We start from the raw sequence: 13945 nt of genomic DNA, 5'->3' as shown, positions 1-13945 counted from the left end.
ATGCAAGAACAGTCAAACCAAGGTCCGGCGCAAGCGCTTGTCGTAGACCATTCTTCTCTTGAGGCTTGGCAGACTCGGCGTGCGCGCTTTGCGGCAGCCGCCCCTGCGCAGCAGGCACTTTTGCTGGCCGAGGCCAGCCGGGCCACGCGCCGCCAGATACTGCACATGATCCATCGCGCCGGCCTGGGCCATATCGGTGGTGACTTCTCGGTGACCGATGTGCTGACCACCCTGTTCGAGGCTGTGCTGCGCATCAACCCGACCCAGCCCCAGTGGGCCGAGCGCGACCGTTTCATCCTGAGCAAGGGCCACTGCGCGGCGGCCTTGTATTCCACGCTGGCGGCCTGCGGCTTCTTCTCGTCCGACCGCTTGCAGCATTTCATGGCCAATCTGTCGCCGCTGAACGGCCACCCGAACCGGCAAAAAATACCTGGTGTCGAAACCAATACCGGTCCGCTGGGCCACGGTCTGCCGGTGGCGGTGGGCTGCGCCTCGGCCGCGCAAATCGCCAAGCAGGACTGGCGCACCTACGTCATATTGGGCGACGGCGAGCTGCAAGAGGGCAGCAACTGGGAAGCCGCCATGTGCGCCGCCCACCGCCGCCTGGGGTCGCTCACCGCCGTGGTGGACCGCAACCGCCTGCAGCAGGGCGCGACCACGGCCGACACCAACGAGCTGGAGCCGCTGGCCGACAAATGGCGCGCCTTTGGCTGGGACGTGGTGACGGTAGACGGCCATAACCATGCCGAGCTGCTGGCCGCCCTGACCGCGCCGCACCCCGGACAACCGCGTTTCGTCATCGCCAACACCATCAAGGGCAAGGGTGTCTCCTTCATGGAGAACGGCGTGGAATGGCACCATAAAGTGCCCAGCGCAGCGCAATATGAAGCAGCCTTGCAGGAGTTGGATCAATGAGTAAAGAAGACAACAGCGTCGCCGGCACATTCGATTGCCGCGTGGCTTTCGCCGACGAACTGACGGCCATGGCGCGGGTGGACAAGCGCATCGTTGCCGTGTGCAACGACTCGGTGGGCTCCAGCAACCTGGGGGCTTTCAAGAAGGAGTTTCCGGACCGCCTGGTCAACGTCGGCATTGCCGAGCAAAACATGGTGGGTGTGGCCGCAGGTCTGGCGAATGGCGGCTTTCTGCCCTTTGTGTGCGCGGCCTCTCCCTTTCTGACCGGCCGCGCGCTGGAGCAGATCAAGGCCGACGTGGCGTACAGCAACTTCCCGGTGGCCTTGTGCGGCATGAGCCCGGGCATGGCCTATGGAGAGTTGGGTCCTACCCATCACTCCATCGAAGATCTGGCCTGGATACGTGCCATCGGTGACCTTCCTGTGATCGTGCCGGCCGACCCGGCGGAAACCCGTGCGGCTCTGCGCTGGTTTGTGGCTTCGCCCCGCCCGGCCTTCTTCCGCATCGGCCGCTACAAGGTGCCGGCGGTGATGCCGGACGGGCAGGACTTTGTCCTGGGCAAGTCTGCCACCTTGCATGAAGGCAAGGACGTGACTCTGATCGCCATCGGCACCATGGTGTCCCGCGCACTGGAAGCCGCGCAGCAGCTGGGCCGCGAAGGCATTGCTGCGCGGGTGATCAACGCGTCGTCGGTCAAGCCGCTGGACCACGATGCCGTGCTGCGCGCGGCCCGCGAAACCGGCGCCATCGTCACGGTGGAAGAGGGCATTGTGCATGGCGGCCTGGGTGGCGCTGTGGCCGAGCTGGTGGTGCAGAACCACCCGGTGCCGGTGCGCATCATGGGTGTGCCGGGCTTTGCGCCTACAGGCAGCGCCAGCTTCTTGCTGGAGCATTTTGGTTTGACCGCCGAGGGCATTGCCACGCAAGCCCGGGCTTTGCTGGCTGCACGCAAAGGCTGACCCATGGCTGCGCATATTTTGGCGATCGACCAGGGCACCAGCGCCACCAAATGCATCTTGGTGGATGCCGCCGGCCGCATGGTGGCGAAGGCGACCGCGCCCTTGTCGGAATACCTGCCTCTGCCCGGCTGGGTGGAGCAGGACGCCGAGGAAATCTGGCAGAGCGTGCTGCAAGCGGTGCAGGCCTGCATGGCCCAAGTTTCCGGCGTTCCCGGCGTGCAGGTGGCCGGCGTGGGCATCAGCACGCAGCGCGAGTCGGCCCTGGTGTGGCAGCGCAGCGATGGCCGGGCCGTGACACCATTGCTCAGCTGGCAGGACCAACGCACGGTGTCACTGCGCGACCGTTTGAACACAGATGTTGTCGAAAAAATGGTGCGCGAACGCTCCGGCCTGCCGCTAGACCCGATGTTTTCCGCACTCAAGCTGGCCTGGTTGCTGGACGAGTTTGATCCGCAGCGTGAGCAGGCCCGCTCGGGCAATTGGTGCGCTGGCACGGTGGACGCGTATCTGCTGGGCCGCTTGGGCGCAGACTTTGTGACCGAGGTAGGCAATGCCTCGCGCACCCAGCTGTTGAACGTGCATACCGGCGACTGGGATGCGGATTTACTGGCGTTGTTCGGCATTCCGCGCCAGCTGTTGCCGCGGGTCCATGCGTCTCGCGGCGCGTTCGCCACCGCGGACAAACTGCATCCTGCGCTCGAAGGCGTGCCGGTGTTGTCGGTCATGGCCGACTCGCACTCGGCGCTGTTCGCCCATGGCGGCTTCGAGCCAGGCCAGGTCAAGGCCACGCTGGGCACCGGCTCGTCCGTGATGGCGCTGGCGCCCAGCGGCGCTGCACACCACCCGGGCATGTGCCTGACGATTGCCTGGGACGCAGGCCAGGGCCCGGTGCAGGCGCTGGAGGGCAATATCCGTGCAGCCGGTGCCACCTTGCGCTGGCTGGCCGATCTGTTCGAAATGCCACTGGACGACGCAGTCGAGCTGGCCAGCCGCAGCGACAGCAATGGTGTCTGTCTGGTGCCCGGCTTCAACGGCCTGGGAGCGCCCTGGTGGGATACGCAGGCCGTGGGTTTGGTCAGTGGGCTGACGCTGAGCGCGGGCAAGTCCGCGCTGCTGGCAGCCGGGTTGGAATCGATCGCGCACCAGGTGGCCGATGTGATCGACGCCATGGACCAGAGCGTGCCCGGCATGCGCAAGCTGTATCTGGACGGTGGCCCCTCGCGTAATCCGCGTCTGCTGGACATGCTGGCCGGCTATATCGCCCGCCCGGTGGTGCAGTGCGCCGACCCCGAACTGTCGGCCCTGGGCGTGGCGCATCTTGCCGGGCTGCAGGCGGGTATGTGGGACTGGGCGGGCTTGAAGGCCCTGGCCCGCGCGCAAAACGATGTGCAGTCCACCCTGGCCCCGGCCGAGGTGGTGGCCAGCCGGCACAACTGGTCGCATGCTGTGGCACGTGCGCGGCTGCGCGGCTGAGCCCAGGTTTCTCTATTTCACGCATTTTCCGGAGGCATCTTGGCTATTGATCTTTCTAACCCGGCCCACCCTGACAAGGCCCGCCCGACCGCTGTACACCAGCACCGCACCCATTGGGCGCGCACGCTGGTGGACCACGGCCCCGAGCTGAGCCTGCTGGTGCTGTGTGTGGCGCTGTCGCTGGCGACGGACACCTTCTTTTCATTCCGCAACTTGCTGAATGTGCTGGACCAGCTGACGGTGCTGGGCATCATGGCGCTGGGCATGACGGCGGTGATCGTGATCGGCGGCATCGATCTGTCGGTGGGCTCGGTGCTGGCCTTGTCGATGATGGTGATGGGCTGGCTGTCGAACGTGGTGGGCATACCCATGCCGCTGGCCATCCTGGCGGCGCTGGGCATGGGCGCGATTTGTGGACTTGGTTCGGGCCTGCTGATCACGCATGCGCGCCTGCCGGCCTTCATCGCCACGCTGGCCACCATGTCGATCTGCCGTGGCTTAGCAAATATGGTGACCGACGGCTCGCAGATCGTGGGCTACCCGGATTGGTTCTCGGCTATGTCGATCAACCGCTACTTCGGCTTTTTGTCGATCACGGTGGCGCTCTTCATCGTGCTGACGATTGCTGCTGCTGTCTTCATGAAGTACCGCGCCGCCGGGCGCTCTTTGTATGCGATTGGCGGCAGTGCCGAGGTGGCGCGGCTGGCCGGCATTCCGGTGCGCAAGGTAACGCTGGCGGTCTACACCGTGTGCGGCCTGCTGGCCGGCTTGGCCGGCGCGGTGATGTCTACGCGGCTGGATTCGTCGCAGCCCAGCGGCGGCCTGGGTTATGAGCTGGACACGATTGCGGCCGTGGTGATTGGCGGCGCCAGTTTGTCCGGCGGCGTGGGCACCATCTGGGGCACGCTGATGGGCGTGCTGACCATCGGTGTGCTGCGCAACGGTCTGAACCTGCTGGGCGTATCGCCCTTCGTGCAGCAAGTGGTCATCGGCGGGGTGATTGTCCTGGCGGTGGCGGTGGATTCCAACAAACGCCGCATTGGCTAGAGCCGCACAGAGGAGGACCACCGCCCACGCCATTCAACCACCTTTCAACCCTTGAGCCGACGCCCTCTGGTCCGGTGGCGCCGTGATGGAACCGACCGTAACTACAAATACATCATTTAGGAGCAAACATGTTTAAGTTCAAGCAAATCGCCATCGCCGCCGGTGTGGCCGCATCTCTCGTCGCATCGAACGCCGCTTTCGCGCAAGAAAAGAAGATCGGCTTGGCCGTGGCCAACCTGCAGGCCGAGTTCTTCAACATGATCAAGCAGTCTGTAGAAACCTACGGCAAGGAAAAGGGTTACAAGGTCATCACCGTGGATGCCAAGGGCGACGCCACGACCCAGGTGAACCAGATCCAGGATTTGATCACGCAAAAGATCGACGCACTGATCTATATCCCCGCCGGTGCCACCGCTGCCACCGTGCCGGTGAAGGCCGCGCGCGCTGCCGGCATCCCCGTCATCAACGTCGACCGCAATGCCGAAGGTGCGCCCGGCGATACCTTTATCTATGGCCAATCGGTCGCTGCCACCAAGGCCTTGGGCGAGTTGGTGTGCGACAAGACCGGTGGCAAGGGTACCGTGGTGATGATCCACGGCCAGCGCGGCACCACGCCCGAGGTGGACCGCACCAAGGGTTTCAAGCTGGGCCTGGACAAATGCGGCCTGAAGGTCAAGCAAGAGCAATGGACCGAGCGCTGGTCGGCCGATGAAGGCGCCAAGATCGCCCAGGACATGCTGCAGCGCGACCCATCCATCAACGTCATCCTGGGCCAGGCCGACGGCATTGCTTTGGGCGCATCGCAGGCGGTCAAGCTGGCCAAGCTGCCACAGAAGATCTGGGTCGTGGGCTTTGACGGCGACGTGGGTGGCCTGAAGGCCGTGCAAAGCGGCTCGCTGGATGCCACGGCCACGCAGCAGACCTTCAATATGGGCCGCATGGCGGTGGATGCTGCCACCAGCCTGATCGCAGGCAAGGCCGTGCCTAAGGACCAACCTACGGACGCCAAGGTCACCACCCAAGCCAATGTGGAAGAGTTCCTGAAGGCCCATCCTTAATTTGGCGGGCGCGCCAGGTCCTCGCCCTTGGGCGGGGCCTGGTGCCCACTGTGTATTTATTTCCCCTGGCACATTCATGAGCCCCCTTGCTTCTTCAGCAGACACCTCTGTCGATACCTCTACCGGCCTGGTCCTGCGCAACATCGGCAAAACCTATGGCCCGACCACCGTGCTGCGCGGGGTGAATCTGCAGGTGCGGCCCGGCGAGTTGCTGGCCTTGTTGGGTGAGAACGGCGCGGGCAAGTCCACGCTGTCTTCGGTGATTGCCGGGGTGGTGCAGCCGGATGCGGGCGGCAGCATGTTTTGGCAAGGCCAGGTCTATGCGCCGCAGGCGCCGGTGGATGCGTTGCATGTGGGCATCGGCCTGATCCACCAGGAAATGCGCCTGCTGCCCGAGCTGACGATTGCAGAGAATATTTTTGTTGGCCGCCTGCCCATGAAGGGCGGGCGCATCGACCGTGAGGGCATGGTCCAGCGCGCCCAGGTCCAGTTGCAGCGCCTGGGGCTGGACGTGCCCGCCACCCAGAAAGTCGGCACGCTGAGCGTGGCCGCGCAGCAGCAAGTAGAGATTGCCAAGGCGCTGACCCTAAACGCCAGGTTGCTGATACTGGACGAGCCCACTGCCGCGCTGGGCGACAAGGAAACCGACCGCCTGTTCGAGCAGATCCACCGGCTGAAGGCGGAGGGCGTGTCCTTCATTTATGTCAGCCACCGCCTGGCCGAGATTGCGCGCATTGCAGACCGCATTCTGGTGTTGCGCGATGGCGCCCAGGTCGCCACCCATGCCACGGCCCAGGTACCCACGGCGCAGCTGGTTCGCGATATGGTGGGGCGCAGTGTGGACCGCCTGTTTCCTTCCATCCCGGCACCAGGCCCGGATGCGCCGGTGGCCTTGGCGGTGCGCAATCTGCACGCGCCGAATGGCCGGTTCAAGAACATATCGTTTGAAGTGCGTGCCGGTGAGGTGCTGGGTTTTGCCGGCATCGTGGGTGCGGGCCGCACCGAGCTGATGCGGGCCGTGGTGGGTATAGACCCCATCGCCCAGGGCAGCATTGAGATAGACGGCAAGCCCATCGTGATGCGCAGCCCCATGGACGCCATCCGTGCCCACCTGGTGTTGGTGCCCGATGACCGCAAGGCGCTAGGCCTGGTGCTGCCCCACAGCATAGAGGACAACCTGCTGTACAACAACCTGGACCGGGTGGCGCCAAGCGGTTGGTTGCAACCCGCACGCACCGCAGAGTTCGCGCGCAAGCTGATCCAGCGCCTGGGCGTGAAGGGCCAGCCGCAGTTGCCGGCCAGCAGCATGTCGGGCGGCAACCAGCAAAAGGTGGTAATCGCCAAGTGGGTGGCACACGACCCCAAGATCATCATCCTGGACGAGCCCACGCGCGGTATCGATGTAGGCGCGCGTGCTGCCATCTACGAGGTGATTGCCGAGCTGGCACGGGCCGGCATGGCTGTGGTGGTGGTGAGTTCCGACTTGGACGAGGTGCTGGGGTTGGCGCACCGTGTGGTGGTGCTGGCGCGCGGCGAGAACCAAGGGGTGCTGAGCCGTGCCGAGGCAACGCCGTCACGGGTAATGGAGCTGGCAGTGTCCTGAGGGGCATAGTGATAATCCGCGCCATGGCAAAACATCAATATGGCTCCCACGACCTGCAGCGTCTCATCACCCGGATCGCTAGCATGTACTACCAACGCGGCATCGGGCAGCCGCGCATCGCAGAGCAGCTTGGCCTGTCGCAGACACGGGTGTCGCGTCTGCTCAAGCAGGCCGAGGAGCTAGGCATTGTGCGCATCACGGTTCATGTGCCCGAGGGCGTGCATGCCGATCTGGAAGAGCGGCTGGAAACGCACTACGGGCTGGACGAAGTCATCGTGGTCGAGGCCGAGGAGGCCGATGTGCTGGATGACGAGCGGACCAACCTGGCGCTGGCCGGCCCTACGGCCCGTTATCTGGAGCTGATGGTGCCAACCTTTGGTGCCATCGGCGTGTCGTCCTGGAGTTCCAGTCTTCTGGCGGCCGTCAACGTGATGCGGCCCGCGAGTCCTGGCCATACGCGCAGCATCGTGCAGGTGCTGGGCGGTGTGGGTTTTGCCGGGGCGCAGGTGTTTGCCACCCGATTGACCGAGCGGCTGGCACAGTTGTCCAAGGCCGAAGCCATCTTCATGAATGCGCCCGGCGTCGTCAGCACCGTGGAAGCCAAAAACGCCATGTTGACCGACCCGACCTGCCGCCAGGCCCTGGAGCGCTTCGACGATTTGTCGGCCCTGTTGCTGGGCATAGGCGCGATTCCGCCGTCGCGCATGTTGCGTGAGAGCGGCAATGTATTTACCGAGCAAGACTTGGCCGATCTGCGCGATGCTGGCGCCGTGGGCGATGTCTGCATGCAGTTTTTTGATGCCGATGGCAAGCACGTGACCACGCCGTTTGGCGAGCGCGTACTGGGCATTGGCATAGAGCAGATCCGCCGAACGCGACGCCGCATCGGTGTGGCCGGTGGCGCGCGCAAATTCGAGGCCATCCGGGCAGCCCTGCGCGGCGGCTGGCTGACCACTTTGATTACAGATTTACACACGGCCCAGCAACTGCTGGATCGACCTTAACCCTGCCGACCACGGGGCCGGCAGCATTGCACAGGAGCATTTATGGACTTGTTTGAATTGCGCGGCGACGTGGCTTTTGTTACGGGAGCGGGGAGCGGCATTGGCCAGCGTATCGCGGTGGGTCTGGCCGAGGCGGGGGCGGATGTGGCCTGCCTGGATTTGGCGGGCAGCGCTGGCCTGTCCGCGACCGTGGCGCGCATCCAAGCTTTGGGTCGGCGTGCGCTAGCGCTGGAAGGCAATGTCACGCGGGTCGAAGATGTGCAGGCAGCCGTCGCCGCTACCGAGAAGGATCTGGGCGCGCTGACGGTGGCGGTCAACTGTGCCGGTATTGCCAACGCTACAGCGGCCGAGGATATGCCGATAGAGCAGTGGCAGCGCATGATGCAGATCAACGTGGAGGGCGTGTTTCTGTCCTGCCAGGCCCAGGCCCGCGTAATGCTGCCGCGCCGCCGCGGCAGCATCGTCAATATCGCTTCCATGTCGGGCAGTATCGTGAATCGGGGGCTGCTGCAGGCGCACTACAACAGCTCGAAGGCGGCCGTTATCCATTTGAGCAAGAGCCTGGCGATGGAGTGGAGCGACCGTGGCTTGCGCGTCAACAGCATCAGCCCCGGCTACACCATGACACCCATGAATGCCCGCCCCGAAGTGGCCGAGCAGTGCAAGATTTTTGAGCGCGACACGCCCCTGGGCCGCATGGCGACGGTGGACGAAATGGTCGGCCCTGCCGTGTTCCTGGCCAGCAAGGCGGCCTCGTTCTGTACCGGCGTGGACCTGATCGTGGACGGCGGCTTCGTCTGCTGGTAGGGGCTGAATATGTCCCTCCGATTCCAAGACAAAGTGGTGGTGGTGACCGGCGGCAGCCGGGGTATTGGCAAGAGCATTGCCGAGCGATTCGCCCGTGAAGGTGCGCGCATCTGCGTCGCAGCCAATGAGCCCCTCGTCCACGAGACCGCCCAGGCCTTGCGGGATACCGGTGCCCAAGCCATTTCCGTGGTGCTGGATGTCACGGACAAAGTGCAGGTCAAGGCTATGTACGAGCAGGTTGCGCGCGAGTTGGGTGAGGTGGATGTTTCAATACAGAACGCCGGTGTCATCACCGTCGCCCGTCTGGAAGACCTGACGGAAGACGAGTGGGACAAGGTCATGGCCGTGAACACCAAGGGTGTATTCCTGTGCTGCCAGGAAGCTGCGGTGCGCATGCGCGCTGCCGGTAAGAAAGGGCGGCTGATTAACACCGCCTCGGGCCAAGCGCGCCAAGGCTTCATCTTTACGCCGCACTACGCTGCCAGCAAGTTTGGCGTGGTGGGTATCACCCAGAGCCTGGCCAAGGAGCTGGCCAAGACCGGCATCACCGTCAACGCTTTTTGCCCGGGCATCATCACCACCGATATGTGGGCCTACAACGACGCGGCCTGGGGCAAGCTAATGGGCGACTACCAGCCCGGTGAGCTGATGGCAGAGTGGGTGGCGGCCATCCCCATGGGCCGCGCGGGTACGGGGGAGGATGTGGCCGGCTTGGTGAGCTTCTTTGCCTCGGACGACGCGGCTTACATCACGGGCCAGACCGTCAATGTGGACGGCGGGATGTTCATGTCCTGATCTGCGTGCTGGCGCGCTTCAGTACACGTGCCAGTCGTCAAAGTCTGCCTTGCCCAGCGGCACGCCTTGCTGGCGCAGGATGGCGTAGGCGCTGCTCAGGTGGAAGAAGAAATTGGGCAGCGCGTACTGCGATAGAAAAACCTCGCCCGGCAGCGCCAGCGTGGCCTGGCCGGCCTGGTCGGTGCAGATGCGCTGGGCAGCGTCGGCCATTTGCTTTGGGCTCAGCGCCGCCAGAAACTGCTGGGCCCGGTCAATCCGCGCGTGCAGCGCGGCAAACGAGTGGCCTGGTTCGCCGAACGGTGGCACTTCCAGCCCGGCCAGCGGGGCACAGGCGCGCACGGCGAAGTTGGTGGCTATTTCAACCTGCAGCGACAGGGGCAGCATGTCGGGCGCCAGCCTGGCCTGCAGCAAGCGCTGCGGGTCCAGCCCCGAGGCTTCGGCGCGCTCCAGCATCTGCGCCAGCTGGCGCAGATAGCGCTGAAACACTGGTACCGAGCTGGCGTACACCGGCTCAGCCTTGCATCAGCTGGTGTATGTAGCGTGTGACGCCGGTGTGCACGTCGGCAAACACGTGGTCGCAGCCGGTGGCCCGCAGGGCGGTCAAGTCGGCCTGGGTGTGGCACTGGTATTTGCCGCGCAGCGCGTCGGGGAAGGGCACGTAGTCGATCAGGCCGCTGGCTACCGCGTCATGCAGTCGGATAGGCGCGGTGTGCAGGACATTGACTACCGCGTGGGCGATGTCGTTGAAGGGCTGGGCCCTACCAGTGCCCAGGTTGAAGATGCCGGACTTTTCCGGGTGGTCGAAGAACCACAGGTTCACCGCGACCACGTCGTCGATGAAGACAAAGTCGCGCATCTGCCCACCCTCTGCATAGCCGCCGTATTCGCCAAACAGCTTGACCTTGCCGTCGGCCTTGAACTGGTGGTATTGGTGGAAGGCAACGCTGGCCATGCGGCCCTTGTGTTGTTCGCGCGGGCCGTAGACGTTGAAATAGCGGAAACCCACCACCTGGTGGGGGTTGCGGTCGAAGCCGCTGCCGCACAGCAGGCGCATGCGCTGGTCGAACAGCAGCTTGGAGTAGCCGTAGACGTTGAGCGGGCGCTCGAATTCGGGTGTTTCGACGAACGATGCAGAGCCGCCGTAAGTGGCGGCGGACGAGGCGTACAGCAGGCGCGTGCCCTGGGCGTGGCAGGCATCGAACAGCTTGCAGGACAGCGTGTAGTTGTTGTCCATCATGTACTTGCCGTTCATTTCCATGGTGTCGCTGCACGCGCCCTCATGGAACACGGCCTCGACCTTGCCGTAGCCTCCTATGGCAAAGCGGTCGTAGAAGCTGTCGGCATCCACGTAGTCGGCAATCTGCAGATCCGCCAGGTTGCGGTATTTGTCGCCTTGCGTGAGGTCGTCGACAGCAATGATGTCGGTGATGCCGCGCGCGTTCAGGCCTTTGACGATGTTGCTGCCAATGAAGCCAGCGGCTCCGGTAACGACGATGCGGGTCATAGCAAATCCTTCGCAAACAGTTCTTCGTAGCTCACGGTGGCAGTGCCGAACTTGCCGACCACCACGCTGCCGGCGCGGTTGGCCAAGGGCATGGCGTCGCGCAGGCTCAGGCCGGCGGCCACTAGTGCGGCCATGGTGGCGATCACGGTATCGCCGGCTCCGGTCACATCAAACACCTCGCGCGCCTGGGCGCTGGCGTGGACTTCACCAGCGTCGTCGTACAAGGTCATGCCTTCTTCGCTGCGGGTGACCAGCAGGGCTTCCAGCTGGAGTTCCTTGCGCAGATTCTGCGCTTTGGTGCGCAGCTGTTCTTCGCTGTTCCAGCTGCCGACTACTTGCTGCAGCTCGGCGCGGTTTGGCGTGATCACGCTGGCCTGGCTGTAGCGTGAATAGTCGCTGCCCTTGGGGTCGATCAGGATCTTCTTGCCACCGGCTAGGGCCAGCGCAATCATGTCGCCCACGTGGGCCAGGCCGCCCTTGCCGTAGTCGGAAAACAGCACGGCCTGGTGCGTGGGCAGCAGGGTGGCGAAGGTGGCGGATTGGGATGCCAGGATTTCACTCTTCGGGGTGTTCTCGAAGTCCATGCGCAGCAGCTGCTGCTGGCGGCCGATCACGCGCAGCTTGACCGTGGTTTGCAGCTCGGCATCGCGGCCGAAGTACGGGCGTATGCCGGTCTGGGCGACCAGTTTTTCCAGCTTGTGGCTGGCGTCGTCGTCACCCACCACCGTCAGCAGCGAGGCTTGCGCGCCCAGCGACACGATGTTGTAGGCCACATTGGCCGACGCGCCCATGCGTTCTTCTTCGCGCGTGACGCGCACCACCGGCACCGGAGCTTCGGGGCTGATGCGGTCTACCGCGCCGTACCAGTAACGGTCCAGCATGGCGTCGCCGACCACCAGCACCTGGGCCTGGGCCATTTGTTCACGGGATAACGTAGAGAGTTTGGTCATAGTTCTTCTACCCGGCGGGCGGGATAGCTGTCCCAGGCCTGGCAGCCCGGGCATTGCCAGAAATGCTGCTTGGCTTCAAATCCGCAGGCGGCGCAGCGGTAGCGCTTCAAGGGATTTGCGGCATGGTCCAGCGCGCGCTGGATCTGGGGGTGGAATTCTTCGTGCTCCAGCTTTTCGCCGGCGATCCAGCGTGCGGCGGCGACCAGGGATTGTTCTCGTTCCAGGTGCTGGATGTAGCGCATGCGTACATCGGTGATAGGCGTACCCGAGCGGATTTGCAAGCCCAGGATGGCTTCCAGCACGTCGAGTGAGGCGGTGTGGGCGTAGCTGGCCTCCAGCAGTTCCAGGGCGCTGTCGGTGAGACCGGCGGCGGTGGCCACGGTGGCGATCCGTTCTGCTACCAAAGGTATAGCGGCTGGTGCAGATTCAGAAAGCGCCAGCAGGGTTTTGAATGCCTCATCGTTGGCGCCTGCCTGCTGCTGCAATATGGCCAGGTCGATGCGCGGCCGGGCAGCCTGGGGGGCGATGGCAATGGCTTTTTCGAGCAAGGCCCGGGCTGATTCGGGTGGCTGGGCGGCAGCTTGCTCGCACAGATAGTGCGACTGGCGGCCACTGAAGCTGCCCTGGTCCGACGTTTCCAGCTTGTGGGCGATCTCGGACGCATCGGCCCAGTCGCGCGAGCGCTCGTAGATTGACAGCAGGGCCAGGCGGCTGCGCGCCTCGTAGGCCGTGCCTTCAAGCTTGCGTAGTGCGTCTTCGGCCCGGTCCAGCAGGCCGGCCTTGAGGAAGTCCATGGCCAGGGCGTGCTGCGAGCGGTCGCGGTCGGCCGCGCTAAGGTCACCGCGCGACAGCAGGTGCTCGTGTACGCGCACCGCGCGTTCGGTCTCGCCGCGGCGACGAAACAGGTTGCCCAGGGCGAAATGCAGCTCCGAGGTGTCGGGGTCTTTTTGCACCGCTTCGATGAAGGCGTCGATGGCCTTGTCCTGCTGCTCGTTGAGCAGGTAGTTCAGGCCTTTGAAGTAGGCTTTGGGGGCCAGGCGGTTGTCCAGGCGCAGTTGCCGAAAGTCCAGCCTTGAGGCCAGCCAGCCCAGTACAAAGGCGATCGGCAGGCCCAGCAAAATCCAACTGAGGTCAAAGTCCATGGGGTGGGGTCAGGGGTTCCGTGCGGGAGGTGTCGGCAGCCGGGGCTGCGGGAGCGGGAACGACGGGCTTCTGGGCCTTCTTGGCCACGACACGGTGTTTCCACCAGCGCGGCACCATACCCAGTATGCCCAGCGCTAGGCCGGCGGCAAATGCGCTCAGCACCAGCAAGACCATGGGCGCACGCCACTGCGTGCCAAAGAAGAAGTGCACCACCGCGTCCTGCTGGTTATTCAGCGCAAATGCGAACAGGGTAAAAAAAATGGCTGCTTTAAGTAACCACTTAAGCAGCCGGACCAGATTTTTCATAGGTGTCCTCGATCAGCAGAACATTCTAGCGAGGGCCCAGCCTCATTCGCGCGATTCGCGCAGCTCGCGGGCTTCGATCTCGGCGGTGCGCTGGTCGACGGCTTCGCGCAGGGCCTTGCCGGGTTTGAAGTGGGGCACGCGCTTTTCCGGGATCGCCACGCTCTCGCCGCTGCGTGGATTGCGGCCCATGCGCGGTGGACGCCGGTTGATGGAGAAGCTGCCAAAGCCGCGGATCTCGACGCGGTGGCCGCGCACCAGCGCATCGCCGACGGCATCCAGGATGGTCTTCACGGCATGCTCGGCATCGCGGTGGGTCAGCTGGCTGAATCGGGCGGCCAGTTCTTCAACAAGGTCGGATCGGGTCATGGAAAAAGACTTCAG

Annotated in this window: 15 protein-coding genes; 9 read left to right on the top strand and 6 right to left on the bottom strand. The window is 64.2% G+C overall.

Translation table 11 applies throughout. From position 1 onward, the window contains the following. The 9 genes from BLT66_RS22800 (at nt 1) to BLT66_RS22760 (ending at nt 9661) form a co-directional block, all read left to right on the top strand. Nucleotides 1–915 (top strand): transketolase, encoded by a 915-nt coding sequence (locus BLT66_RS22800; RefSeq protein ID WP_092761548.1) that lies wholly within the window; start codon nt 1–3, stop codon nt 913–915. After that, nucleotides 912–1874 (top strand): transketolase family protein, encoded by a 963-nt coding sequence (locus BLT66_RS22795; protein WP_092761546.1) that lies wholly within the window; start codon nt 912–914, stop codon nt 1872–1874. The genes BLT66_RS22800 and BLT66_RS22795 overlap by 4 nt, the downstream gene beginning before the upstream one ends. 3 nt (nt 1875–1877) lie before the next feature. Beyond that, entirely contained in the window at nt 1878–3347 is a 1470-nt protein-coding gene (locus BLT66_RS22790; RefSeq protein WP_092761544.1) for an FGGY-family carbohydrate kinase, read from the top strand. A gap of 39 nt (nt 3348–3386) precedes the next feature. Beyond that, nucleotides 3387–4394 (top strand): ABC transporter permease, encoded by a 1008-nt coding sequence (locus BLT66_RS22785; RefSeq protein ID WP_255407048.1) that lies wholly within the window; start codon nt 3387–3389, stop codon nt 4392–4394. Between the two features lie 128 nt (nt 4395–4522). Further along, nucleotides 4523–5452 carry a sugar ABC transporter substrate-binding protein gene (locus BLT66_RS22780; RefSeq protein WP_092761541.1) on the top strand — a complete coding sequence of 310 codons (930 nt, stop codon included), beginning with the start codon at nt 4523–4525 and terminating at the stop codon, nt 5450–5452. Nucleotides 5453–5528: 76 nt separating this feature from the next. Beyond that, the gene (locus BLT66_RS22775) at nt 5529–7055 is read left to right on the top strand and encodes a sugar ABC transporter ATP-binding protein (protein ID WP_092761539.1); all 1527 of its coding nucleotides are present in this window, start codon (nt 5529–5531) and stop codon (nt 7053–7055) included. A gap of 23 nt (nt 7056–7078) precedes the next feature. Then, a complete protein-coding gene (locus tag BLT66_RS22770; protein WP_092761537.1) occupies nt 7079–8059 on the top strand; it encodes a sugar-binding transcriptional regulator in 981 nt (326 codons plus the stop codon). A 42-nt stretch (nt 8060–8101) separates the two neighbouring features. Further along, a complete protein-coding gene (locus BLT66_RS22765; RefSeq protein ID WP_092761535.1) occupies nt 8102–8866 on the top strand; it encodes an SDR family oxidoreductase in 765 nt (254 codons plus the stop codon). 9 nt (nt 8867–8875) lie between these two features. After that, on the top strand, nt 8876–9661 hold the full coding sequence (locus BLT66_RS22760) for an SDR family oxidoreductase (protein WP_092761533.1): 786 nt from the start codon (nt 8876–8878) through the stop codon (nt 9659–9661). Nucleotides 9662–9679: 18 nt separating this feature from the next. On the opposite strand, the gene BLT66_RS22755 is transcribed toward BLT66_RS22760, so the two are convergent. Genes BLT66_RS22755 through BLT66_RS22730 form a run of 6 tightly spaced genes read right to left on the bottom strand, consistent with a single transcriptional unit; the run spans nt 9680 to nt 13930 of the window. After that, on the bottom strand, nt 9680–10168 hold the full coding sequence (locus tag BLT66_RS22755; protein ID WP_092761531.1) for a DUF1993 domain-containing protein: 489 nt from the start codon (nt 10166–10168) through the stop codon (nt 9680–9682). A 4-nt stretch (nt 10169–10172) separates the two neighbouring features. Beyond that, entirely contained in the window at nt 10173–11165 is a 993-nt protein-coding gene (gene rfaD / locus BLT66_RS22750) for an ADP-glyceromanno-heptose 6-epimerase (RefSeq protein WP_092761529.1), read from the bottom strand. After that, nucleotides 11162–12115 (bottom strand): D-glycero-beta-D-manno-heptose-7-phosphate kinase, encoded by a 954-nt coding sequence (gene rfaE1 / locus BLT66_RS22745; RefSeq protein ID WP_092761527.1) that lies wholly within the window; start codon nt 12113–12115, stop codon nt 11162–11164. Before rfaE1 ends, rfaD begins: the two co-directional genes overlap by 4 nt. Beyond that, complete coding sequence (gene lapB, locus BLT66_RS22740; RefSeq protein ID WP_092761525.1) at nt 12112–13257, bottom strand: lipopolysaccharide assembly protein LapB; 1146 nt, start codon at nt 13255–13257, stop codon at nt 12112–12114. The genes rfaE1 and lapB overlap by 4 nt, the downstream gene beginning before the upstream one ends. After that, entirely contained in the window at nt 13247–13564 is a 318-nt protein-coding gene (locus BLT66_RS22735) for a LapA family protein (protein WP_092761523.1), read from the bottom strand. The genes lapB and BLT66_RS22735 overlap by 11 nt, the downstream gene beginning before the upstream one ends. A gap of 42 nt (nt 13565–13606) precedes the next feature. Next, the gene (locus tag BLT66_RS22730) at nt 13607–13930 is read right to left on the bottom strand and encodes an integration host factor subunit beta (RefSeq protein ID WP_092761521.1); all 324 of its coding nucleotides are present in this window, start codon (nt 13928–13930) and stop codon (nt 13607–13609) included. Between the last annotated feature and the right edge of the window lie 15 nt (nt 13931–13945).

This window comes from Rhodoferax sp. OV413 (assembly GCF_900104385.1).
Taxonomy (GTDB): domain Bacteria; phylum Pseudomonadota; class Gammaproteobacteria; order Burkholderiales; family Burkholderiaceae_C; genus Rhodoferax_B.
The sequence above is the reverse complement of the archived record's forward strand: the minus strand, read 5'-3'. Positions and strand labels throughout refer to the sequence as shown.

Bases quoted from the DNA above. Each gene is read 5' to 3' on its own strand.
- BLT66_RS22800 (WP_092761548.1), top strand. From the start codon at position 1: ATGCAAGAACAGTCAAACCAAGGTCCGGCGCAAGCGCTTGTCGTAGAC.
- BLT66_RS22795 (WP_092761546.1), top strand. From the start codon at position 912: ATGAGTAAAGAAGACAACAGCGTCGCCGGCACATTCGATTGCCGCGTG.
- BLT66_RS22790 (WP_092761544.1), top strand. From the start codon at position 1,878: ATGGCTGCGCATATTTTGGCGATCGACCAGGGCACCAGCGCCACCAAA.
- BLT66_RS22780 (WP_092761541.1), top strand. From the start codon at position 4,523: ATGTTTAAGTTCAAGCAAATCGCCATCGCCGCCGGTGTGGCCGCATCT.
- BLT66_RS22775 (WP_092761539.1), top strand. From the start codon at position 5,529: ATGAGCCCCCTTGCTTCTTCAGCAGACACCTCTGTCGATACCTCTACC.
- BLT66_RS22770 (WP_092761537.1), top strand. From the start codon at position 7,079: ATGGCAAAACATCAATATGGCTCCCACGACCTGCAGCGTCTCATCACC.
- BLT66_RS22765 (WP_092761535.1), top strand. From the start codon at position 8,102: ATGGACTTGTTTGAATTGCGCGGCGACGTGGCTTTTGTTACGGGAGCG.
- BLT66_RS22760 (WP_092761533.1), top strand. From the start codon at position 8,876: ATGTCCCTCCGATTCCAAGACAAAGTGGTGGTGGTGACCGGCGGCAGC.
- rfaD (WP_092761529.1), bottom strand. From the start codon at position 11,165: ATGACCCGCATCGTCGTTACCGGAGCCGCTGGCTTCATTGGCAGCAAC.
- rfaE1 (WP_092761527.1), bottom strand. From the start codon at position 12,115: ATGACCAAACTCTCTACGTTATCCCGTGAACAAATGGCCCAGGCCCAG.
- lapB (WP_092761525.1), bottom strand. From the start codon at position 13,257: ATGGACTTTGACCTCAGTTGGATTTTGCTGGGCCTGCCGATCGCCTTT.
- BLT66_RS22735 (WP_092761523.1), bottom strand. From the start codon at position 13,564: ATGAAAAATCTGGTCCGGCTGCTTAAGTGGTTACTTAAAGCAGCCATT.
- BLT66_RS22730 (WP_092761521.1), bottom strand. From the start codon at position 13,930: ATGACCCGATCCGACCTTGTTGAAGAACTGGCCGCCCGATTCAGCCAG.